This window comes from Enterobacter sp. E14S (assembly GCF_055666685.1).
In genome coordinates this window covers 564,679-585,433 of record NZ_JBVODQ010000001.1, presented here as the reverse complement: position 1 = coordinate 585,433, position 20,755 = coordinate 564,679, and the positions used below count along the sequence as shown (strand labels likewise).

Below are 20,755 nucleotides of genomic sequence, written 5' to 3'. Positions count from 1 at the left end.
ACCCAACAAAAGGTAAATGACATGAACACGACTCTCTCAGGAAAAATCGCACTGGTCACCGGCGGCAGCACCGGTATTGGTCTTGCCACGGCGCAGGAGCTGGCGGCGCAGGGCGCGAAGGTGTACATCACCGGGCGTCGTCAGGCCGAACTGGACGCCGCGGTAGCAGAGATTGCTTCTGACGCCGTGGGTATTCGCGCTGACGTCTCAAAGCTTGCCGATCTGGATGAGGTTTATGCCCGGATAGCCAAAGATGAAGGCCGTCTTGATATCCTGTTCGCCAATGCCGGTGGCGGCGATATGCTGCCGCTGGGCGCGATCACCGAAGAGCAGTTTGACCGTATTTTCGGCACCAACGTCCGCGGGGTGCTGTTTACGGTGCAGAAGGCGCTGCCGCTGCTCTCCGCCGGATCGTCGATTATTCTGACCGGCTCGACGGTGTCCATTAAAGGGACGGCCAACTTCAGCGTCTACAGCGCCAGCAAGGCCGCCGTGCGCAACTTTGCCCGCTCCTGGGCGCTGGATTTGCAGGGCCGCGGGATCCGCGTCAACGTGGTGAGCCCGGGCCCGATCAAAACGCCAGGTCTCGGCGATCTGGTGCCGGAAGAACACCGTCAGGGGCTGTACGACGCGCTGGCCGCGCAGGTACCGCTGGGGCGCTTAGGCGCGCCGGGCGAGGTGGGTAAAGCGGTGGCGTTTCTGGCCTCCGACGCGGCCAGCTTTATTAACGCCATCGAGCTGTTTGTGGACGGCGGGATGGCCCAAATCTAATCCAGACTGCGCCAGCATCGGACGTTATGGCCCTCGCGTGAGGGCTGTAACGGTTGGGGACGCTCACACCCCTGCGTTGCCATCGGACAACGGTCGCGGAAAAAACAGCCTTCGGGCAGATGACGGTTGCCGGGAAGCTCCGTTTTGCGTAAGGCCAGATTTTCATCCAGCGGTTCACCGGTGCGGGGAACCGAGTCGAGCAACAGACGGGTATAGGGATGGCGCGGCTCGCCAAGCACCTGCGCGGCGCCGCCCAGCTCCACAATCTGCCCGAGGTACATCACCGCCACCCGGTCGCTCATGTGTCTGACTACCGAAACGTTATGCGAAATTAACACGTAGGTCAGATTACGCTGCTGCTGCAGGTTCACCAGCAGGTTGAGGATTTGCGCCTGCACGGAGATATCCAGCGCGCTGGTGGGTTCATCAAGCACGATAATATCGGGATCGGACGAGAGCGCCCGGGCGATGGCGATGCGCTGGCGCTGGCCGCCGGAGAAGGCGTGCGGAAGCCTGTCGAGGTATTCCGGGCGAATGCCCACCTGCAGCACCAGATCCTCCGCCAGCTGACGGCGCTCGCGCTCGCTGCTGCGTTTTTGCACCCACACCGGCTCGGTGATGATGCGCCAGACCGGCAATCGCGGATCGAGCGAGGAGAGCGGATCCTGAAACACCATCTGCATGCCGCCCGCGTGGTGCGCCCGCTGGCACGCGCCTGTGCTGGGCTTAAGCATGCCCATCAGCAGCTGGGCCAGCGTGCTTTTCCCGCAGCCGGATTCCCCGACGATACCCAGCGTTTCTCCCCGACGGATCTGCAGATCGAGCCCGTTGAGGGCATGGACCTGTTCCGTTACGCGCCCCAGCCAGTTTTTGCGCGCCGCAAAGTTCACGTGCACGCTATCCAGTTCCAGCAGTACATCAGACATGGTGTTTCTCCCGTTGTGGATACCAGCAGGCAGCCTGTTGGCCTTCTGCGCCATTGGGCTGTAAGCGCGGCGTTTCGCTGCATTTCGCTCCGACGGCAAAGCAGCGCTCGCGGAAGGCGCAACCCTGCGGAAGCTGGCTGAGGTTGGGCACCGTGCCGGGGATGGCGGGAAGCAGGTCGCGCGGCTGGCCGTTTTCCGGCGCGCACCGCAGAAGGCCGATGGAGTAGGGATGCACGGGTCGGTGGATCAGCGTTTGCGTGGCACCGCTCTCGATCACGCTCCCGGCATACATCACGTACATTCTGTCGCAGAGCTGCGACACCACGGCCATATCGTGGCTGATAAACAGCACCGAGGTACCGCTGGCCCGCGCCTTATGCTTCAGCAATCGCAGCACCTGGAGCTGGACGGTAACGTCCAGCGCGGTGGTCGGTTCGTCGGCGATGATCAGCTCCGGCTCGCAGGAGAAGGCAAGGGCGATCATCACCCGCTGACGCATGCCGCCGGAGAGTTCAAACGGATAACGCTCCATGACCTGCTTCGCGTCCGGGATTTGCATCTCTTCCAGCAGGGTAATCGCCTTCTGCTGCGCCTCGCGCCGCGAAAGCGGCTGATGCTGGCGGATCACCTCCACCATCTGTTTGCCAATCCGCCGCGTCGGGTTGAGGGCGGTCATGGGCTCCTGAAAAATCATCGCCACTCGTGCACCGCGCCACTGGCGAAGCTGCTTCTCGGACGCCGTCAGGACGTTTTCACCGAGTAACTTCACCTGACCGTGATGAATGCGGTAGCTTCCTTCCGGCAGCAGCCGCATGGCGAGCATGGCGGTCACGGATTTGCCCGACCCCGACTCGCCCACCACGCCGACAATTTCGCCCCTGCCGATCTCCAGCGAGACGTGGTTCAGCGCGTGGACCTCTCCGCGAAAAATCGGGAAGCTCAGGTGCAGGTCCTCAATACGTAATACCGGTTCGGTCATTACTGTTTTCCTCCCGATTTCGGATCCAGCAGATCGCGGATACCGTCGCCAAACAGGTTAAAGCCCACGGCGGTAATCAAAATCGCCGCACCGGGAAAGGCGCAGTACCACCACTGGTCCAGCACGTAGTTACGGCCAACGGCCACCATCGCCCCCCATTCGGCGGTGGGCTGCTGCGCGCCCAGGCCGATAAACCCCAGCGTGGCGGCCATCAGAATGGCGCTGCCGATGTCCAGCGAAGCCTGCACAATCAGCGGCGGCAGGGCGTTGCGCAGGATATGCCAGCGGATCAAATGCCAGCGGGACGCGCCAAACGTGCGGGCGGCCTGAACGTAGGTAAACTGGCGCACCACCAGGGTTTGCCCGCGCGCCAGGCGGACGTAAAACGGGATGCGGACAATCGCAATCGCCAGCATGGCGTTGAACAGGCTCGGACCGAGCGCGGCGGCCAGCGCCATGGTCAGCACCAGGGAGGGAATGGAGAGCATGATGTCCATCACCCGCATGATGATGGCGTCGCCGCGCCCGCCCAGTACGCCGGACAAACAGCCCAGCAGTGAGCCTATGCCGCCCGCAATCGCCACCACCGCCAGCCCGGCGGTAATCGACTGCTGGCTGCCCGTCAGCACGCGGCTGAACAGGTCGCGTCCCACCTCATCGGTACCAAACCAGTGTTGCGCAGAAGGCGCCTGCAGGCGGGCGGTCAGATCCAGCGCGTTCGGTTCATGCGGCACAATCCACGGTGAGGCCACCATCAGAAAGAGCATCGCAATCATAATGACGCCGCCAACGATCGTGAGCGGGCTTTGACGCAGCATCCAGAACAGCTTTGCCCAGTTGATGCGTTGTCCGGCGGTTTTAGCCGGGACGGGCGTTTCCTGCGTTAACATCATTCGGCACCTCCGCGCCCGATTCGCGGGTCAATCCACAGGTAAAGCAGATCGACCACCAGATTAACCAGCACGTAGGCCAGCGAAACGACGACGGCAAAGCCCATCACGGCAGGGAAATCGAGCGCCTGAATGGACGTCACCACCCAGGCGCCCATGCCCGGCCAGGCAAAGACGGTTTCGGTCAGCACGGCGCCGTAAAGCAGATCGCCCAGCGCCAGCCCGAGCACGGTAATGGACGGGATCATCGCATTCGGCAGGGCGTAGCGCAGGACGATGTACCAGCCGGGCAGGCCGCTGGCGCGCGCGGTGCGGATGTAGTCCTCGCTGAGCTGCTCCAGCATCGCCGAACGAACCTGGCGCGCCACGATCCCCAGGTGAACAAACGCCAGCGTCAGCGAGGGTAAAATCAGGTGCTGAAGCGCGTTGAAAAAGACCTCACCGTTGCCCTCCAGCAGCGCGTCCAGCAGATAAAACCCGGTGACGTGCGTCGGCGGATCGAGCCAGTCGTCCAGCCTGCCGCCGCCCGGGAGGATCTGCAGGTGCCCGTAGAACAGCACGATGACGCCCAGCCCAAGCCAGAAGGCCGGCGTGGAGATCCCGGTCATCGCCATTAAACGCACCAGGTGATCCAGCCAGCGGTTGCGGTACACCGCCGATAAAATCCCCAGCGGCACGCCGATGACCAGCGCCAGCAGCAGAGAACAAAAGGCCAGCTCCAGCGTGGCGGGGAAAAAGGCCTTCAGGTCTTCCGCGACCGGGCGTCCGGTGCGGATGGACGTGCCTAAATCACCGTGCGCCAGAGCGTCCACGTAGCGGCCAAACTGCACATACAGGGGCTGGTCCAGCCCTAACTGCAGGCGGATGTTCTGCACGATTTCGTCGCTGGCGCGGTCGCCGGCCAGCAGACGAGCCGGATCGCCGGGGATCAGGTGTGAAATAATAAAGGTGATAATACAGACACCGGCCACCACCAGGATTAACCCCCAGCAGCGCTGGCGCACTATGCTCCAGAACGTCATACGCTTTCCCCCGGCGAGAACCGTTATTTGCTCATGGTGGCGATGTTGAACACCTGCTCGAGCATCGGATTAAAGGTGAAGCCTTTGACCTCTTTGTTCATCGCCAGCTGGTAGTTTTTCTGGAACAGATAAACGTAGGCCGCCTCGTCGATAACCACCTTTTGCGCCTGCTGGTAATCTTTGGTGCGTTCCGCCTGGTCGGTGGTTTTCAGCGCGGCCTGCAGCAGCGAATCAACCTCTTTGTTCTCATAGAACGAGCGGTTGCCCGGCAGCCCTTTTTTGTCCGATTCGAACCAGTAGTTCATGAACATGTACGGGTCGGCAAAGTCCGGGCTCCAGTTGCCGATGGCAATGTCGTAATCGCCTTTTCCGACGCGGTCGCGCATGGTGGCGTTGGCCAGTTTTTCCAGCTTGACGCTAATGCCGATCTTGCCGAGGCTGGCCTGAGTGGAGAGGGCGATAGGCTCCCAGTTCGGATCGTTGTCCGAGTAGAGGAAGGTCAGGCTGGCGGGTTTGTCTTTTACCTTCTCCAGCGCCGCTTTGGCTTTGGCCTCGTCGAAGCTGTACTGCATTGCCGTGGCGTCAAAGCCCCACATGCCTTCCGGGATCGGGCCGCGCATCTGCTTGCCGTTGCCGCTCAGAATGCCTTTCACCATCCCCTGGTAATCCGTCGCCCAGGAGATGGCCCGGCGTAAATCCACCTGATTGAGCGGCGCTTTGCTGTTGTTGAGATAGAGGTAAGTCACGCGCAGGGACGGGTATTCCGCGACGGCGACTTTACCTTCCTGCTTCAGGGCCGCAAGCTGATCGACCGGCAGGGAGTCGGCAATGTCCAGATCGCCGCGGGAAAGCTGCAGTCGGCGCGAGGCGCTCTCACCGATAATTTTCACCGATACGCGCTTAAAGTGCGGCTTTTCACCCTGCCAGTGGGGGTTAGGCACCAGGATCAGCTGCTGGCCTTTCTGCCAGCTTTTCAGCATAAACGGCCCGGAACCGGCGGTGTTTTGCGCCAGAAAACCGCGCGCATCGTCCGCCGCGTTGGCCTTCAGCACCGCCGGGTTAATGATGGACGCCCCGTCGTTTGCCAGCGTGTAGAGGAAAGGCGCGAAGGGCTGGCTGAGGGTGAACTTCACCGTATGGTCATCGACGGCATCAACTTTCAGATCTTTCGGGAAGGCTTCAGACGGCCCCTGGCCGAGCTTCAGCAGGCGCTCAAAGGAGAGCTTTACCGCCTCGGCGGTGACCGGCGTGCCGTCGGAGAATTTCGCGTTATCCGCCAGGGTAAAGGTCCACTCTTTCTGGTCTTCAGACGCCTTCCAGCCCGTCGACAGATCGCCTTCCACCTCGGTAGAGCCTGGCTTGTACTTGACCAGACGCTGGTAGGACGGATAGGTGACGGTCCAGTCGTTGTTATCAATGGTGATGGCAGGATCGAGCGTTTGCGGGTCGGCGGCTTTACCGATCGCCAGCATATCTTTCGGGACGGCAGCCAGCGCCAGCGGTGCGCTCAGGGCCAGCGTGGCGGCGATCAGCGTCGAGAGAAGCGATGTTTTCATGGCAGTGCTCCAGGTTTAGAGAGAAGTGTGCGTCAGGGGAAAACAGGCAAAACGGTCGTCAAGCAGCGGGTAGCTGGCGGCGTTCGGCAGTTCGAAGTGCCACCATTCGCTGCTGATACCCACAAAACCACCGCCGAACATGATGGCGTTCAACAGCAGACGGTTGCGCTGGGCGTGCGGCGGCACGGAGGGGTGATACGGATGCGAGCGGTCGTGCATTTCGTCAAAACCGGCCCCCATATCCAGCACGGCGTTATATTCATCCATCAGGGTGACGTCGATGGCCGTACCGCGGCTGTGATTGGAGCCAATCGCCACGTCGACCACGTATTCCGGGTTAGGGCAGGCATCCCACAGCTGAGCCTGCGCCTGCTGCGGCCGATAGGCGTCGTACACCACCAGCTTCAGCCCGGCCAGCGAGGCAATGCTGATGGCTTTTGCCAGCGCGGTGGCCGCGTCGGTATGCAGCAGGCACAGCGACTCCTGATAGATCGGGCGGCCGGTGATGTTGTCGGCGGTGGCGTACTTCAGATCGATATGCAGCGTGGGAAACGTCTTCGCCACATCAATCAGTTCACTCTCTTCGGGCATAGCTCCGCTCCTTTAGCGTTCGAATTGACCAAACTCTTGTTGTAATTGCCGGTTTACCGCCAGACGCGCCGGGAGCGCATCACCCAGCGCTTCCACCACGCCCGACAGCAGCAGGTTGAACAGACAGCTCACGGGGGCAAGTGAATCCCAGAAGTGACCGGTATCGGTTTTCACCTGCAGTAAATCCATCGGGTAATCCCGCGCCCACGGGCACCAGATGTCGGTGATTAAGGCCAGCGGAATGCCTTTCTCGCTGGCGACGCGGCAGTACTGACGGGCCATCGCAGAGTAGGTGCGCGTGTCGGTCAGCACGACGTACGGGTGCGAAAACCCCGAGTTGAGGGATTCCACCCAGCTGCCGGAAGCGCCCTCCGAATAGCTCACGCGCGGGCGGAGGTACTCGAGGTGGCTGAAGAAGGCGTTGGCAATCCCGCGCGTGGACTGGATCCCCAGCACAAACACCGCGTCGGCGTGGGCGAGGTTGTGCACCACCTGACGGAAGGCGTCCGTTTGCGCCAGCTGGTACACCTGCGTGATGGCATCCACTTCCAGCGACAGGGCATGCTGAAGGCGGCTGGACAGGGGGCGCTGCTGCTGCCACGAGTCCAGCCGCTCGTTCATGCCCCAGGGCTGATACGGATCGCGCAGGCTCTTTTTGGCATCTTCCAGGTTGCGATACCCCAGCTTGCGCAGGAAGCGTCCGACGGTAATTCCGCTGGTCCCGCTTGCCTGACCGATGCTCTCCGCCGTTTCAAACGGGATTTGCGCGGCGTGCGCCAGCAGCCAGCTTCCGACCCGCTTTTCGCTGGGCGTGAGCTGGCTGAACGTTGCTTCGATACGGCTCAACATCTCAGGTTTCGTCGTCATACCGCCTCGCTGTTAACAGGCTGTCAAAGGCCGAATTTTTGTTACCGGGTTAACAATGCATGACGCGTGCCATGTTCACAGGACGGGTGTAACCCGCTGTGCAGTAAACTTCATGCAATATTTGCTTAACCAATGATCAACATTTGTGCATCGTAGTTCACTTTTGGTGCACTGTCTGACGCGGCAGGTATGAATTTGGTGAATACGTCAGTCCGTTCACATTTTTGATAAGATAGATGTACTGTGAATATAAAAGGGATCCCGGCATGGCAAATCTGCCCTGGCGAGTCAGCGTGCGCCTGATGGCGCTTGCAAAGAAAATAGGGATGGTCGTCGGGATCGTACTGGTCGTCCTGCTGGCGGTGCGGGTCTATCTCTCGCAGCAGGGACCGGAACTGCACCTCTGGCATACCTGGCGGGCCGATGAGATGTCAGTGCGCGAGATGGATAACGCCGATTTTGCCCGGTATATCGCCCGAGAAAACGCCATTTTCGCCGATCTTGAAAATGCGGTGACGGCGAAAACAGAGGGCGAGGAACGCACGCCGTTAAACCGCTATTATCGCCAGAGCCTGGTATGGCCGGGACAGTTTACGCCCGATGCCAACCGCTCCTTTGTGCTGATGCCTGCCGGAAAGCCGCGCGCGCGGTGGTGCTGCTGCACGGTCTGACGGACTCGCCCTACAGCGTCCGACGCCTTGCCGTGAACTATCAACAGCACGGCTTTGTGGCCGTGGTCCCGCGCCTGCCCGGGCACGGCACCGCGCCCGGCGCGCTGACGGACGTTGACTGGGAGATGTGGCTCGCGGCGACGCGTCTTGCGGTGCGGGAAGCCACGCGTCTGGCGGGCGAGGCTGCGCCTCTGCATCTGGTGGGCTACTCCAACGGCGGGGCGCTGGCGATGAAATATGCCCTCGATGCGCTGGACGCGCCTTCGCTGCGTAAACCGCAGCAGGTGATACTGCTCTCACCGATGATCGGCGTGACGGCCTTTGCGCGCTTTGCCGGTTTCGCCGGGTTACCGGCGCTGCTGCCGGCGTTTGCCAAAGCGGCGTGGCTGAATATCTCTCCGGAATATAACCCGTACAAATATAACTCGTTCCCGGTGAACGCCGCCCGCCAGTCATGGCTTCTGACGAAGGCCCTGCAGGAGCAAATCGGCCGCGAGGCGCGGGAGAACAGGCTGGCGAATTTGCCGCCGATCCTGGGGTTCCAGTCGGTCATGGATTCCACGGTCAGCACCCGCGCGGTGGTGACCGGCCTGTTTGACCAGCTTCCGGCAAACGGCAGCGAGCTGGTGGTGTTTGATATCAATCAGGCAGCCAGCTTCCGTCCGCTGTTCAAACCGTCGTCGTGGACGGCAACTTCGGCGCTGCTGCCGGTTGCGCAGAGGCGTTACGGTGTCACGATTATTACCAATGCCAGCGAGCACAGCGTCTCGACGGTGGCGAAAATCACTCCGGCAGGCAGCACCCGGGAGACGGTCGTGCCGCTTGCGCAGGCCTGGCCGCAGGATGTCTATTCCCTGTCGCATATTGCGGTGCCGTTCCCGCCGGATGACGATCTCTATGGCCGTGAGCCTGGGGTGAAAAACCGCTACGGCATCAGCCTGGGGACCATTGCGCTCTGGGGCGAAACCTCCGTGTTGAGTGTCGGGAAAGAGGCGCTGATGCGGGTCACCTCGAACCCGTTTTACGACTATATGCAGGAGAGGATTGACAGCCGAATTGGCAACGGGGAAAAGTAACGTTCCCCCTGTGGTGTGAATATGTTAGGTCGCATTGATTAAGTATGTTAAATAGTAGCTTCAAGGCACCTCTCTTTCTCATCGGAACCCATTTTTGTGCTGACGACTCTGATCTACCAAAGCCAGTTGAATTTATCCTGTCAGCCCTCCGCGCTGAGGGAGCTGGTGGAGCGCGCCCGGATCCGCAATGCCAATCTGAATATCACCGGGGTTCTGCTTGCAAAAGGCAGTGACGTGCTGCAAATACTCGAAGGGTCGGAAGAGAGCGTGCTTAAGCTGTTCCATAAAATCCGTGACGACAAGCGGCACAGTGGAGTGGTAGAGCTGATGCGGGACTATGGCCCGCGCAGACGCTTTGAAAACGTCGGTATGCTGCTGTTCGATCTGCAGACGCAGTCACCGAAAGAGGTGCTGCAGTCGGTTCTGAATTACAGCAAGCTGGACAGCTATCTCACATCCGATGACCGGGTGTTCAAATTTATCCAGACGTTTATCACGGGCAAACGTCCGGCCCTGTCGGGTACACGCTACGTACCTGAAAAATGGACGCTTTCACCCGAGGCGTTGCCCTTTGGCGAACACCTGGGTCTGATGGCCAACCAAACCTGTCAGTTTGCGCTCCAGCCCATCGTTGAGCCCTCGGAAGGGAAGATCAGTTCGCTTGAAGCCCTTATTCGCGGCAACGAAGGCGGCAGCCCGGAGCATTTCTTCAGCGCCCTCGACCCGGACAAAATCTACGAAGTCGATCTCCAGACGAAAGCGTATGCCTTCGCGCTGGCCGAAAAGCTGGGGATTGGCAGCCATAAGATTGCGGTAAACCTGCTGCCGATGTCGCTGGTGAATGTCCCCAACGCCGTGGAATTTCTGGTCAGCGAGATAAAAAAACATGGCCTTCAGCCGGAGCAGGTAGTCATTGAAGTGACGGAAAACGAGATGATCTCCGGCTTCAACCAGTTTAATAGCGCCATTAAGCAGCTTCGCGGTGAGGGGATTGGCCTGGCGATCGATGATTTCGGTTCCGGCTATGCCGGTCTTTCGCTGCTGACTCGCTTCCAGCCGGACAAAATTAAGATCGACCGGGAGATAGTCAGCGATATCCACCTCAGCGGCCCGAAGCAGGCGATTGTGCGCTCCATCGTCAGCTGTTGCTCCGATCTCGAAATTACCCTTGTGGCCGAAGGGATCGAGAAGATAGAGGAGTGGTGCTGGCTCGAGTCTGCCGGGATCCGGCGTTTCCAGGGCTTTCTGTTTGCCCGCCCGCAGCTTAATGGCGTCGGTAATATTCACTGGCCGCATCTGGTGCGTTAGCCAATTTTCCTCCCGCGTTATTTCCCCTTCATCCTGCCTGTGCTTAAATAGCTAAAACGGTTTAACATGGTTTAGCTAAGAGGATCACATGAAAAAAATCTGGGTACTTGGCGATGCGGTGGTGGATTTGCTGCCCGATGGAGAAGGCAGATTGCTGCAGTGTCCCGGCGGCGCACCGGCAAACGTTGCGGTCGGTATTGCCCGGCTGGGCGGCCAGAGCGCCTTTATCGGCAGGGTTGGCGACGATCCCTTCGGGCGCTTTATGGCGAAAACTCTTGCTGACGAAAAGGTCGACGTGAAGTTTTTGCGCCTTGACCCGGCGCACCGCACCTCAACGGTGGTGGTCGATCTGGATCACCATGGCGAACGCTCGTTTACCTTTATGGTGCGCCCGAGCGCCGATCTGTTTCTCGAATCCGCCGATCTGCCGACGTTCAGCGCCGGAGAGTGGCTTCACGTCTGTTCCATCGCATTAAGCGCAGAGCCGAGCCGTTCTGCGACGTTTGAGGCGATGGCCGCCATTCGCGAGGCGGGCGGTTACGTCAGCTTCGACCCCAATATTCGCCCGGATCTCTGGCCGGATGAGAACGAGCTGCGTCGCTGCCTGGAACAGGCCCTGCAGAGCGCCGACGTGGTGAAACTCTCCGTCGAAGAGCTGGCGTTTTTAACCGGAAATGTAGAGGTTAACGTCGGTCTGAACGCGCTGATGGCGCGCTGTCCGGCGCGTCTGGTGCTGGTCACCCAGGGAAAAGAGGGGGTGATCGCCTGGCATGACGGCGCCTTGGAGCACTATCCGGCAACGCCCGTTGAGTGCGTCGATACCACCGGCGCGGGCGATGCCTTCGTCGCCGGACTGCTCTACGGGCTGGCCGCCGGGCAGGATCTGACGCCGGTCATCGCCTTAGCCCAGCGCTGCGGCGCTTTAGCCACCACGGCCAAAGGGGCAATGACCGCATTGCCTTGGCAGCACGATCTGTAATTCCTTCCTTCACTGGCCGCCATTCGGCGGCCTGAATTGTCGCCTCGATCACACTTACTAAAACGGTTTAGCAAAAAAGATTGCCGATCCAAAATTCAGAGGTTTAGTATCAGCAACCTAAACCGGTTTAGCAATTTAGCACGTTTAATGACTTCTTTTAGGGATGCGACAAAATGTATAAAAAACGCAGACTTGCCGTGATGATAGGCATGCTGGCCGGAAGTACCTCTGTTTTTGCCCAGACGGATATGGCAAGTATCGAAGCGCGTCTTGCCGCGATGGAGCAGCGCCTCCAGGCTGCGGAAACGCGTGCGCAGGTGGCTGAAAAACGCGCCACCGATGCGGAACAAAAAACGCAGCAGCTGGTTGCCGCGCAGCAGCAGACGCAAACGACAGCCCAGGCGGTGGCGCAGCGCACTACCGCGCTGGAGAAGAAGGCGGATCAAAGCAGCGGGTTTGAGTTCCACGGCTACGCCCGTTCGGGCCTTCTGATGAACGATGCGGCCTCCAGCAGCAAAAGCGGTCCTTATCTGACCCCGGCCGGTGAAACCGGCGGCGCGGTAGGGCGTCTGGGTAACGAAGCCGACACCTACGTCGAGCTGAACCTGGAGCACAAGCAAACTCTGGATAACGGGGCCACCACGCGCTTCAAAGCGATGCTGGCCGACGGTCAGAGAACCTATAACGACTGGTCAGCCGATACCAGCGATCTCAATATTCGCCAGGCCTTCGCGGAGCTGGGCAACCTGCCTGATTTTACCGGCGCGCTGAAGGGCAGCACCTTCTGGGCGGGTAAACGCTTCGACCGCGACAACTTTGATATTCACTGGCTGGACTCCGACGTGGTGTTCCTGGCCGGTACCGGCGGCGGCGTCTACGACGTGAAATGGAACGATTCGCTGCGCAGCAACTTCTCCATTTACGGCCGCAACTTCGGCAGCGTGGAGCAGACCGACAATAACGTTCAGAACTATATTCTCAGCATGAACCACTTCGCCGGACCGTTCCAGCTGATGGTGAGCGGCCTGCGTGCGAAGGATAACGACGACCGTAAAGACACCAACGGCGATCTCATCAAAACCGACGCCGCCAATACCGGCGTTCATGCACTGGTCGGGTTGCACAACGAGAGCTTCTACGGCCTGCGGGAAGGGACAGCCAAAACGGCGCTGCTGTACGGTCACGGGCTGGGTGCGGAAGTGAAAAGCATCGGTTCCGACGGCGCGCTGCTGTCTGAGGCGGATACCTGGCGCTTCGCAAGTTACGGTGTCACGCCGATCGGCGGCGGCTGGAGCGTTGCTCCCGCCGTACTGGCGCAGAGCAGTAAAGATCGCTACGTCAAGGGCGATAGCTATGAGTGGGTGACGCTTAACACCCGCCTGATTAAAGAGGTGACGCAGAACTTCGCCCTGGCGTTTGAGGGAAGCTATCAGTACATGGATTTAAATCCGGAAGGCTATAAGGATCGCAACGCCGTCAACGGCAGTTTCTACAAGCTGACCTTTGCGCCGACGTTAAAAGCGAGCAAAATCGGCGATTTCTTCAGCCGTCCGGAGCTGCGCCTGTTTGCCACCTGGATGGACTGGAGCAGCAAACTGGATCATTACGCCAGCGATGATGCCTTTGGCAGCAGCGGCTTCAACGCCGGCGGGGAATGGAACTTTGGGGTCCAGATGGAAACCTGGTTTTAACCCATCACGCTCCCGCCCGGCGGGAGCGTTTCGCACATCATAAAAAGAAGTCAGGCAGAGGTATCTATGGATTTTAATCAAATCGCCCGCGAGCTTATTCCGCTGCTCGGTGGCAAGGAAAATATCGCCAGCGCGGCGCACTGCGCAACGCGTCTTCGTCTGGTGCTGGTCGATGACGCGCTTGCCGATCAGCAGGCGATCGGCAAGGTCGACGGCGTAAAAGGCTGTTTTCGTAACGCCGGACAGATGCAGGTGATTTTTGGCACGGGCGTGGTCAATAAGGTCTACGCCGCGTTTATTCAGGCGGCGGGGATTAGCGAATCCAGTAAATCGGAGGCCGCGGACCTGGCGGCGCGCAAGCTGAACCCGTTCCAGCGCATTGCCCGTTTGCTTTCCAACATCTTTGTCCCGATCATTCCCGCGATTGTGGCATCCGGCCTGCTGATGGGCCTGCTCGGCATGGTGAAAACCTACGGCTGGGTCAATGCGGATAACGCCATCTACATCATGCTGGACATGTGCAGCTCCGCGGCGTTTATCATTCTGCCTATTCTGATCGGCTTTACCGCCGCGCGGGAATTTGGCGGTAACCCGTATCTCGGCGCGACGCTGGGCGGCATTCTGACCCACCCGGCGCTGACCAACGCCTGGGGCGTGGCGTCCGGCTTCCACACCATGAACTTCTTCGGCCTTGAGATTGCGATGATTGGCTATCAGGGCACGGTGTTCCCGGTGCTGCTGGCCGTCTGGTTTATGAGCATCGTGGAGAAAAACCTGCGCCGCGCGATCCCGGACGCGTTAGATCTGATCCTGACGCCGTTCCTCACCGTCGTTATCTCCGGCTTTATCGCCTTGCTGATTATCGGCCCGGCGGGGCGCGCGCTGGGCGACGGCATCTCCTTTATCCTGAGCACGTTAATTGAACACGCGGGCTGGCTGGCCGGGCTGCTGTTCGGCGGGCTTTACTCGGTGATTGTGATCACCGGTATTCACCACAGCTTCCACGCGATCGAAGCCGGGCTGCTGGGCAACCCGTCGATTGGCGTTAACTTCCTGCTGCCGATTTGGGCCATGGCGAACGTGGCGCAGGGCGGCGCCTGTCTGGCGGTTTGGTTCAAAACCAAAGATGCCAAAATCAAAGCCATTACCTTACCGTCTGCGTTCTCTGCGATGCTGGGCATCACCGAAGCGGCCATTTTTGGTATTAACCTGCGCTTTGTTAAGCCGTTTATCGCCGCGCTGATCGGCGGCGCGGTGGGCGGGGCCTGGGTGGTGTCTGTTCATGTTTATATGACCGCCGTTGGGTTGACCGCTATTCCGGGCATGGCCATCGTGCAGGCCAGCTCGCTGCTCAACTATATTATCGGTATGGTGATTGCCTTCGGCGTGGCGTTTACCGTCTCACTGCTGCTGAAATATAAAACGGACTCTGAATAATGACGTTACCTTCCCGCTGGCCTGCGATCCTGCAGGCCGTTATGAAAGGTCAGCCGCGGGCGCTGGCGGATAGCCACTATCCGCAGTGGCACCCCGCGCCGGTGACGGGGCTGATGAACGATCCCAACGGGTTTATCTGGTTTGCCGGCCGCTACCACCTGTTCTATCAGTGGAACCCGCTGGACTGCGAGCATCGGTTTAAATGCTGGGGGCACTGGAGCTCAGCGGACCTGGTGCACTGGCAGCACGAGCCGCTGGCGCTGATGCCGGATGAAGCGTATGACCGCAACGGCTGCTACTCCGGTAGCGCCGTGGATAACGATGGCGTTTTAACCCTGTGCTATACCGGCAACGTCAAGTTCGATGACGGCAGCCGCACGGCCTGGCAGTGCCTCGCCGTGGAACAGCCGGACGGAACCTTTAAGAAGCTGGGGCCGGTGCTGGCGCTGCCGGAAGGCTACACCGGCCACGTGCGCGACCCGAAGGTGTGGCAGCACGACGGGGAGTGGTACATGGTGCTCGGCGCGCAGGATCTGCAAAAGCGGGGCAAGGTACTGCTGTTTAAGTCAGCCGATTTGCACGCCTGGGCGTCCTGCGGGGAAATCGCCGGTCACGGGGTTAACGGCCTGACGGATGCGGGGTATATGTGGGAGTGTCCGGACCTGTTCGCCCTCGACGGAACGCACATCCTGATTAGCTGTCCGCAGGGGCTGGCGCGCGAGCCGCATCGCTATCTCAACACCTATCCGGCGACCTGGATGAGCGGGGCGTTTGACTATGCAAACGCCGCGTTCGATCACGGCGATCTGCACGAGCTGGACGCGGGCTTTGAGTTTTACGCTCCGCAAACGACGCTGGCGGAAGACGGTCGACGCATTCTGATCGGCTGGATGGGCGTACCTGACGGGGAAGAGATGCTTCAGCCAACCCGGGCGCACGGCTGGATGCATCAGATGACCTGTCCGCGCGAATTACGCTATCGCGACGGCAGGCTCTGGCAGACCCCGGCGCGCGAGCTGGCGGCGCTGCGTGAAGATGAGCAGCGCTGGCAGGGGCGCGCCAGCGAGGCGCCGGACCTGGACGCGACGCGCCTGGAGTTTGAGCTGGGCGCATCGCAGGTGAATGTCGATTTTGGCGGCGCGCTGCGTCTCAGGGTCAATGAGCAGGGCATACGTCTTGAACGCGCGAGCCTGAAAACCGGTGAAACGCTGACCCGCTACTGGCAGGGCGACGTCACTCATTTACGCGTTCTCTGCGACCGCTCCAGCGTTGAAATCTTCATCAATCACGGTGAAGGGGTGATGAGCAGCCGCTATTTTCCTGACCATCCGGCCCGGCTGCGATTCGAAGGTGCGTCCGATATCACATTACGCTACTGGTCGCTGCGCGCCTGCATGATAGAATGAGGGTTTTGGCAGCCGGATCTAAGTCGTTGTGAGAAAAACAAAACGCGTCACCATTAAAGACATCGCGGAGCTGGCGGGTGTGTCAAAAGCTACCGCCAGCCTGGTCCTGAACGGGCGCAGCAAAGAGCTTCGCGTGGCGGAAGAGACGCGCGAGCGCGTGCTGGCAATTGCAAAAGAGCACCACTATCAGCCCAGCATTCACGCCCGGTCGCTGCGCGATAACCGCAGCCACACCGTTGGTCTGGTGGTTCCGGAGATCACCAACTACGGTTTTGCCGTGTTTTCTCACGAGCTGGAAACGCTGTGCCGCGAGGCGGGGGTTCAGCTGCTGATCTCCTGCAGCGATGAAAACCCGGGGCAGGAGACGGTGGTGGTGAACAACATGGTGGCGCGTCAGGTGGACGGGCTGATTGTGGCCTCCAGCATGCTTAACGATGCGGACTACCACAAGCTGAGCGAGCAGCTGCCCGTTGTCCTGTTTGACCGCCACATCAACGACAGCGCGCTGCCGCTGGTGATCACCGACTCCATTACCCCGACGGCGGAACTGGTGGCCGACATTGCGCGCCAGCATCCTGATGAATTCTATTTTCTCGGCGGCCAGCCGCGCCTTTCTCCGACGCGCGATCGTCTGGAAGGGTTTAAGCAAGGTCTGCGAGAGGCCGGCGTGGAGCTGCGTCCCGAGTGGATCATTCACGGCAACTATCACCCGAGCTCCGGTTACGAGATGTTTGCTGAACTCTGCGCCCGTCTGGGGCGTCCGCCGAAAGCGCTGTTCGCCGCCGCCTGCGGGCTGCTGGAAGGGGTGCTGCGCTATATGGGCCAGCACAACCTGTTGCAAAGTGATATCAGGTTAGCCAGTTTTGACGATCATTATCTCTACGATTCGCTGACGATCCCGGTGGATACCATTCGTCAGGATAACCGCCAGCTGGCGTGGCATTGCTTTGATTTGATTAGCAAATTGATCGAAGGGGAGACGCCGCAGCCGTTGCAGCGCAAGCTCAATGCCACCCTGCAGCGACGCTATAAGTCAGCGAAATAGCCCGGTTCGATACTTCAATAACTTTAATTAATTTAAGTTTTGGAATGGCCGATAACCATAAGGAATAATTCTCCTTGAGGTATTGGTTTATGTCGTTGAAAAAGTCGTCCCTGATCGTCCTGTTCTCGCTGCTTTTCTTCTTTGTTGTCAGCACCGTCACCAGCGTTGGCCTCATCATAAAAAGTAATAATTCGCTGGATAACGTCAACAAAGAGATCCAGGTTGTGCTGTCCATTATTGACCCCATCAACCACAGCCGTACGCTGCGCGTGCGGGTGATGGAGTATGTGAAGATGGTGGAAGCGGGCAACTCGGCGGACGGGGCTGCAAAGCTAACCGCCGTGAAGGAGGCGCTGACCAAAGCGGACCACGCCTTTGCGGCCTTTATGGCTTCGCCGCGTCTGACGGATGAAGCACCGCTGGTCACTGCCTATCAGGACGCCTGGCAAAATTACCGCAACCAGGGGCTGGCGCCGCTGATCGATGCCGCCGAGGCGCACGATGTGACCAAATTTAACGCGCTGATCCCGGAAGTCTCCCGTCTTGACCGTCAGTACGAGATCGTTCTCGACCAGGTCCTTTCCGTCCACCAGAAATACGCCAAAAGCCTGAATGAAGATGCGAGCAGCAATTTCGTCTCTGGCCTGGCGATCATTGCCGCTATCGCCAGCCTGTTTGTGGTGGTGATTGTCGCCGTCAGCCTGCTGATGAAGCGCTTTGTCTTTGCGCCAGTTAACCTGGCGCGCGAGCACTGCAGCCAGATTGCGGCAGGCAAGCTGGACGTTCCTGTGCCGGTGAAGGGGAGTTCAGGCAACGAAATCGACCATCTGATGGGCTCGATGGAGCAGATGCGTCAGGCTCTGCTGGCGACCATCGCCCAGGTGCGCGATGCGAGCCATACCGTAACGCACGCGGCGCAGGAGATTGCCTCCGGGAATATCGACCTGGCGTCACGCACCGAGCAGCAGGCTTCCGCCTTAACCCAGACGGCGGCCAGCATGGAAGAGCTGAGCGCGACGGTGGCGAACAATACCGATAACGTTTACCAGGCCGGAAAACTGGTGCAGGACGCGGTGAAAAATGCCCACACCGGTGAAGCGGTGACCCGTGAAGTCATCGACACGATGAATACCATCGCGGCGAACTCAAAGCGCATCGAAGACATTACCAGCGTGATTAACAGCATCGCCTTCCAGACCAACATTCTGGCGCTGAACGCGGCGGTTGAAGCGGCGCGCGCCGGCACGCAGGGACGCGGCTTTGCGGTGGTGGCCAGCGAAGTGCGCACCCTGGCGCAGAAAAGCGCCGTGGCGGCTAAGGACATCGAAAGCCTGATTGCGCAGTCGGTCTCCAGCGTGAAAAACGGTGCGGAGCTGGTCAGCCGCTCGGGGGAGGTGATTGACTCGATTATTTCATCGGTGAATAAAGTGAATACGCTGATGGAGCAGATCTCCGTCGCCTCCGAAGAGCAGAGCCGCGGGATCAGCCAGGTCGGCCAGGCGGTGACCGAGATGGATGGCGTGACCCAGCAGAACGCCGCGCTGGTGCAGCAGTCCGCCGCGGCAGCGGCATCCCTGGAAGAGCAGGCGCAGCAGCTTTCGCGGAGTATTTCGAGTTTTAGGTTGCCGGTGCAGGCTTGATAGATGGTGGGAGGCTCCCTAGGGGGCCTTTTTGTAACTGGTATATCTAGAAAGCTGCGCTGGATCACATTGCATGTTTTTATTCTGCCGCATCGACATTTGAACGAAGCGAATCATTACTATTCTTTGACAACAACAAAGAGTAGTCATAGTGCACAAACATTAATAGCAGTGGCGTGTTTGTCGCTACCGAAGTTCTTGCGTTGTTCTTCCTATAGCAAGGTTCGGTTGCACAAGCATCACAACACACAACACACAACACACAACAACATTAGGTTAACAATAAGTGCAGCGGTTCAGATAAATTGCAATTTCTGTATGGGGTCGTAATATTTACTTTAATTATCAATGACTAATATTATTTTATTCATCTTGTTGCATAATCTTGTGTTTAGGTTTTACAATCATTAGATTGATAAAAATTTATAAGTCTTTAAATACATATTTTTCTTAGGTGTCAGACTGTGATATTAGTCTGATAGAATGTTGGAAAATGCAAAAGGAAAAGCAATGTCGTCGCCCAAAGTATTCGTTTCTTATTCGCACGATACACAAGAACATAAAAAATGGGTTCTGGATCTAGCTACTCGACTTCGAAATAATGGAGTTGATGCTATTCTTGATCAGTGGGATTTAAAACCTGGAGGTGATCTTACCCATTTTATGGAGAGAGGTTTACGTTCCGCTGACCGTATCCTTATGGTTTGCACTGATAAATATGTTGAAAAAGCAAATTCGGGTGCTGGAGGGGTGGGATACGAAAAAATGATCGTCACTGCTGATTTATTGAAGGCGATAGACTCAGAAAAAGTCATTCCACTAATAAGGCAAAGTGGAAGTCACGATGTTCCAACTTTTTTAAGGACAAAAATATTCTTAGATTTTTCGCTTCCAGACCAATATGAATTTTCTTTTGATGAACTTATCAGGACATTACATAATGCCCCTTTATATGAAAAGCCTCCAATATCAAACAATCCCTTTGCACCTGTTTCGATGACTACCCCTAACCGTACAGGTGATGGGGTTCTTGAAATAATGAAACAAATTATTCCAATGTATGAGGGGCATACCCAAGATTATATTAGATATGATCTTTTGGTCACACACTCGACTATTTCTCGCATTATGTTGGATGTATATATCGAAGAAGCGAAGTCATTAGGGCTACTTACTCAAGATTCTGACAATGATGTTAGACTTACAGCGAAAGGAAAGCATTATGCAGTAATTAATAAACTCGTGGGCTAAATTGTTGAATGCTTAAAGGTAAAACATTTTTCTCGGCTTTACATTCAGTTGTTTAATTGAATTGGCCCTGCAACTGCGGGGCTTTGTAGTTTACATTATTAATATATGGGTTTAAAATAACCGTATTCATCCAGTTGACTTTTTATAAAATTATATGCGTGATCTTTCTTCGTGTTTATATGCTGTTTTATTTAACCTTGAATATCATTTTTATTATCATTGATCATGTTTGAGAAAGGGGCAACATCGAAAATGGGAAAGCGCAAGAGTGCTCTGGTTTATGTCCTGACCGTCATTATATTTTTGCTTATTATTCCTGAGATCATTTTGCGTGTATGCACGTCCGAGCAACTTGGCCGTATCAGCGACTTCACCAGTTTAGGTGGCTTGTTAAATCCACTATTGTCCTTGCTCATCTTCCTGGCAGTGTTGTCAATCATACTGGCAGTGTTGTCAATCATACTGGCCGTAATTGCTATCGCACTGGTTAAGCGAATTCTTCGTACGAGATGATTTGCCTGCAAGCGACTCATAGCGCCCGCCAGCCGTTATCGCTATGAGTCCAAAATCGTCAGCCCAAAAATTTTTATTACCCCAGCAATATTTCCCTCCCTCATCCGTCTACCTCATCACAAGCCATAATCAGTTA

General features: G+C 57.9%; 16 protein-coding genes and 1 pseudogene. 10 read left to right on the top strand and 7 right to left on the bottom strand.

Features of this window, described 5'->3' with window-relative positions:
- Positions 1-21 precede the first annotated feature (21 nt).
- Positions 22-771: an SDR family NAD(P)-dependent oxidoreductase gene (locus tag ACZ6J2_RS02770; RefSeq protein WP_047647659.1), complete on the top strand. Its 750-nt coding sequence runs from the start codon at positions 22-24 to the stop codon at positions 769-771.
- On the opposite strand, the gene ACZ6J2_RS02765 is transcribed toward ACZ6J2_RS02770, so the two are convergent.
- Genes ACZ6J2_RS02765 through ACZ6J2_RS02735 form a run of 7 tightly spaced genes read right to left on the bottom strand, consistent with a single transcriptional unit; the run spans position 768 to position 7,602 of the window.
- Positions 768-1,697 (bottom strand): oligopeptide/dipeptide ABC transporter ATP-binding protein, encoded by a 930-nt coding sequence (locus ACZ6J2_RS02765; protein WP_471724721.1) that lies wholly within the window; start codon positions 1,695-1,697, stop codon positions 768-770. The two genes, ACZ6J2_RS02770 and ACZ6J2_RS02765, sit on opposite strands and share 4 nt — an antisense overlap.
- Positions 1,690-2,676 carry an ABC transporter ATP-binding protein gene (locus ACZ6J2_RS02760; protein ID WP_471724720.1) on the bottom strand — a complete coding sequence of 329 codons (987 nt, stop codon included), beginning with the start codon at positions 2,674-2,676 and terminating at the stop codon, positions 1,690-1,692. The genes ACZ6J2_RS02765 and ACZ6J2_RS02760 overlap by 8 nt, the downstream gene beginning before the upstream one ends.
- On the bottom strand, positions 2,676-3,569 hold the full coding sequence (gene ddpC / locus ACZ6J2_RS02755; RefSeq protein WP_262769880.1) for a D,D-dipeptide ABC transporter permease: 894 nt from the start codon (positions 3,567-3,569) through the stop codon (positions 2,676-2,678). The genes ACZ6J2_RS02760 and ddpC overlap by 1 nt, the downstream gene beginning before the upstream one ends.
- Positions 3,566-4,588, bottom strand: a complete 1,023-nt coding sequence (locus tag ACZ6J2_RS02750) for an ABC transporter permease (RefSeq protein ID WP_471724719.1) — start codon at positions 4,586-4,588, stop codon at positions 3,566-3,568. Before ACZ6J2_RS02750 ends, ddpC begins: the two co-directional genes overlap by 4 nt.
- A 23-nt stretch (positions 4,589-4,611) precedes the next feature.
- Positions 4,612-6,144 carry an ABC transporter substrate-binding protein gene (locus ACZ6J2_RS02745; RefSeq protein WP_471724718.1) on the bottom strand — a complete coding sequence of 511 codons (1,533 nt, stop codon included), beginning with the start codon at positions 6,142-6,144 and terminating at the stop codon, positions 4,612-4,614.
- 15 nt (positions 6,145-6,159) lie between these two features.
- Positions 6,160-6,735 (bottom strand): D-alanyl-D-alanine dipeptidase, encoded by a 576-nt coding sequence (gene ddpX, locus ACZ6J2_RS02740; RefSeq protein ID WP_471724717.1) that lies wholly within the window; start codon positions 6,733-6,735, stop codon positions 6,160-6,162.
- A 12-nt stretch (positions 6,736-6,747) separates the two neighbouring features.
- A complete protein-coding gene (locus ACZ6J2_RS02735; RefSeq protein ID WP_029740906.1) occupies positions 6,748-7,602 on the bottom strand; it encodes a MurR/RpiR family transcriptional regulator in 855 nt (284 codons plus the stop codon).
- A 266-nt stretch (positions 7,603-7,868) separates the two neighbouring features.
- On the opposite strand from ACZ6J2_RS02735, the pseudogene ACZ6J2_RS02730 reads away from it, so the two are divergent.
- From ACZ6J2_RS02730 to ACZ6J2_RS02690, 9 genes and pseudogenes are all read left to right on the top strand, one after another.
- Positions 7,869-9,349 (top strand): annotated as a pseudogene (locus tag ACZ6J2_RS02730) (alpha/beta hydrolase).
- Positions 9,350-9,445: 96 nt separating this feature from the next.
- Positions 9,446-10,657, top strand: a complete 1,212-nt coding sequence (locus ACZ6J2_RS02725; protein ID WP_471724716.1) for a diguanylate phosphodiesterase — start codon at positions 9,446-9,448, stop codon at positions 10,655-10,657.
- 88 nt (positions 10,658-10,745) lie between these two features.
- The gene (locus ACZ6J2_RS02720) at positions 10,746-11,636 is read left to right on the top strand and encodes an aminoimidazole riboside kinase (RefSeq protein WP_471724715.1); all 891 of its coding nucleotides are present in this window, start codon (positions 10,746-10,748) and stop codon (positions 11,634-11,636) included.
- A 173-nt stretch (positions 11,637-11,809) separates the two neighbouring features.
- Entirely contained in the window at positions 11,810-13,327 is a 1,518-nt protein-coding gene (locus ACZ6J2_RS02715; RefSeq protein ID WP_471724714.1) for a carbohydrate porin, read from the top strand.
- Positions 13,328-13,393: 66 nt separating this feature from the next.
- A complete protein-coding gene (locus ACZ6J2_RS02710; RefSeq protein ID WP_048974816.1) occupies positions 13,394-14,764 on the top strand; it encodes a sucrose-specific PTS transporter subunit IIBC in 1,371 nt (456 codons plus the stop codon).
- Positions 14,764-16,170: a sucrose-6-phosphate hydrolase gene (locus ACZ6J2_RS02705; RefSeq protein ID WP_471724713.1), complete on the top strand. Its 1,407-nt coding sequence runs from the start codon at positions 14,764-14,766 to the stop codon at positions 16,168-16,170. The genes ACZ6J2_RS02710 and ACZ6J2_RS02705 overlap by 1 nt, the downstream gene beginning before the upstream one ends.
- Before the next feature lie 28 nt (positions 16,171-16,198).
- Entirely contained in the window at positions 16,199-17,215 is a 1,017-nt protein-coding gene (locus tag ACZ6J2_RS02700) for a LacI family DNA-binding transcriptional regulator (protein WP_193139316.1), read from the top strand.
- A gap of 89 nt (positions 17,216-17,304) precedes the next feature.
- Positions 17,305-18,855 carry a methyl-accepting chemotaxis protein gene (locus ACZ6J2_RS02695; protein ID WP_471724712.1) on the top strand — a complete coding sequence of 517 codons (1,551 nt, stop codon included), beginning with the start codon at positions 17,305-17,307 and terminating at the stop codon, positions 18,853-18,855.
- A 510-nt stretch (positions 18,856-19,365) separates the two neighbouring features.
- On the top strand, positions 19,366-20,106 hold the full coding sequence (locus tag ACZ6J2_RS02690; RefSeq protein ID WP_471724711.1) for a toll/interleukin-1 receptor domain-containing protein: 741 nt from the start codon (positions 19,366-19,368) through the stop codon (positions 20,104-20,106).
- Positions 20,107-20,755: the final 649 nt, after the last annotated feature.

What these genes read in the sequence shown, in the direction of transcription:
- ACZ6J2_RS02735 (WP_029740906.1), bottom strand. Translation starts at nt 7,602, where the DNA reads ATGACGACGAAACCTGAGATGTTGAGCCGTATCGAAGCAACGTTCAGC.
- ACZ6J2_RS02720 (WP_471724715.1), top strand. Translation starts at nt 10,746, where the DNA reads ATGAAAAAAATCTGGGTACTTGGCGATGCGGTGGTGGATTTGCTGCCC.
- ACZ6J2_RS02760 (WP_471724720.1), bottom strand. Translation starts at nt 2,676, where the DNA reads ATGACCGAACCGGTATTACGTATTGAGGACCTGCACCTGAGCTTCCCG.
- ddpC (WP_262769880.1), bottom strand. Translation starts at nt 3,569, where the DNA reads ATGATGTTAACGCAGGAAACGCCCGTCCCGGCTAAAACCGCCGGACAA.
- ACZ6J2_RS02750 (WP_471724719.1), bottom strand. Translation starts at nt 4,588, where the DNA reads ATGACGTTCTGGAGCATAGTGCGCCAGCGCTGCTGGGGGTTAATCCTG.
- ACZ6J2_RS02695 (WP_471724712.1), top strand. Translation starts at nt 17,305, where the DNA reads ATGTCGTTGAAAAAGTCGTCCCTGATCGTCCTGTTCTCGCTGCTTTTC.
- ACZ6J2_RS02690 (WP_471724711.1), top strand. Translation starts at nt 19,366, where the DNA reads ATGTCGTCGCCCAAAGTATTCGTTTCTTATTCGCACGATACACAAGAA.
- ACZ6J2_RS02705 (WP_471724713.1), top strand. Translation starts at nt 14,764, where the DNA reads ATGACGTTACCTTCCCGCTGGCCTGCGATCCTGCAGGCCGTTATGAAA.
- ddpX (WP_471724717.1), bottom strand. Translation starts at nt 6,735, where the DNA reads ATGCCCGAAGAGAGTGAACTGATTGATGTGGCGAAGACGTTTCCCACG.
- ACZ6J2_RS02710 (WP_048974816.1), top strand. Translation starts at nt 13,394, where the DNA reads ATGGATTTTAATCAAATCGCCCGCGAGCTTATTCCGCTGCTCGGTGGC.
- ACZ6J2_RS02745 (WP_471724718.1), bottom strand. Translation starts at nt 6,144, where the DNA reads ATGAAAACATCGCTTCTCTCGACGCTGATCGCCGCCACGCTGGCCCTG.
- ACZ6J2_RS02715 (WP_471724714.1), top strand. Translation starts at nt 11,810, where the DNA reads ATGTATAAAAAACGCAGACTTGCCGTGATGATAGGCATGCTGGCCGGA.
- ACZ6J2_RS02770 (WP_047647659.1), top strand. Translation starts at nt 22, where the DNA reads ATGAACACGACTCTCTCAGGAAAAATCGCACTGGTCACCGGCGGCAGC.
- ACZ6J2_RS02765 (WP_471724721.1), bottom strand. Translation starts at nt 1,697, where the DNA reads ATGTCTGATGTACTGCTGGAACTGGATAGCGTGCACGTGAACTTTGCG.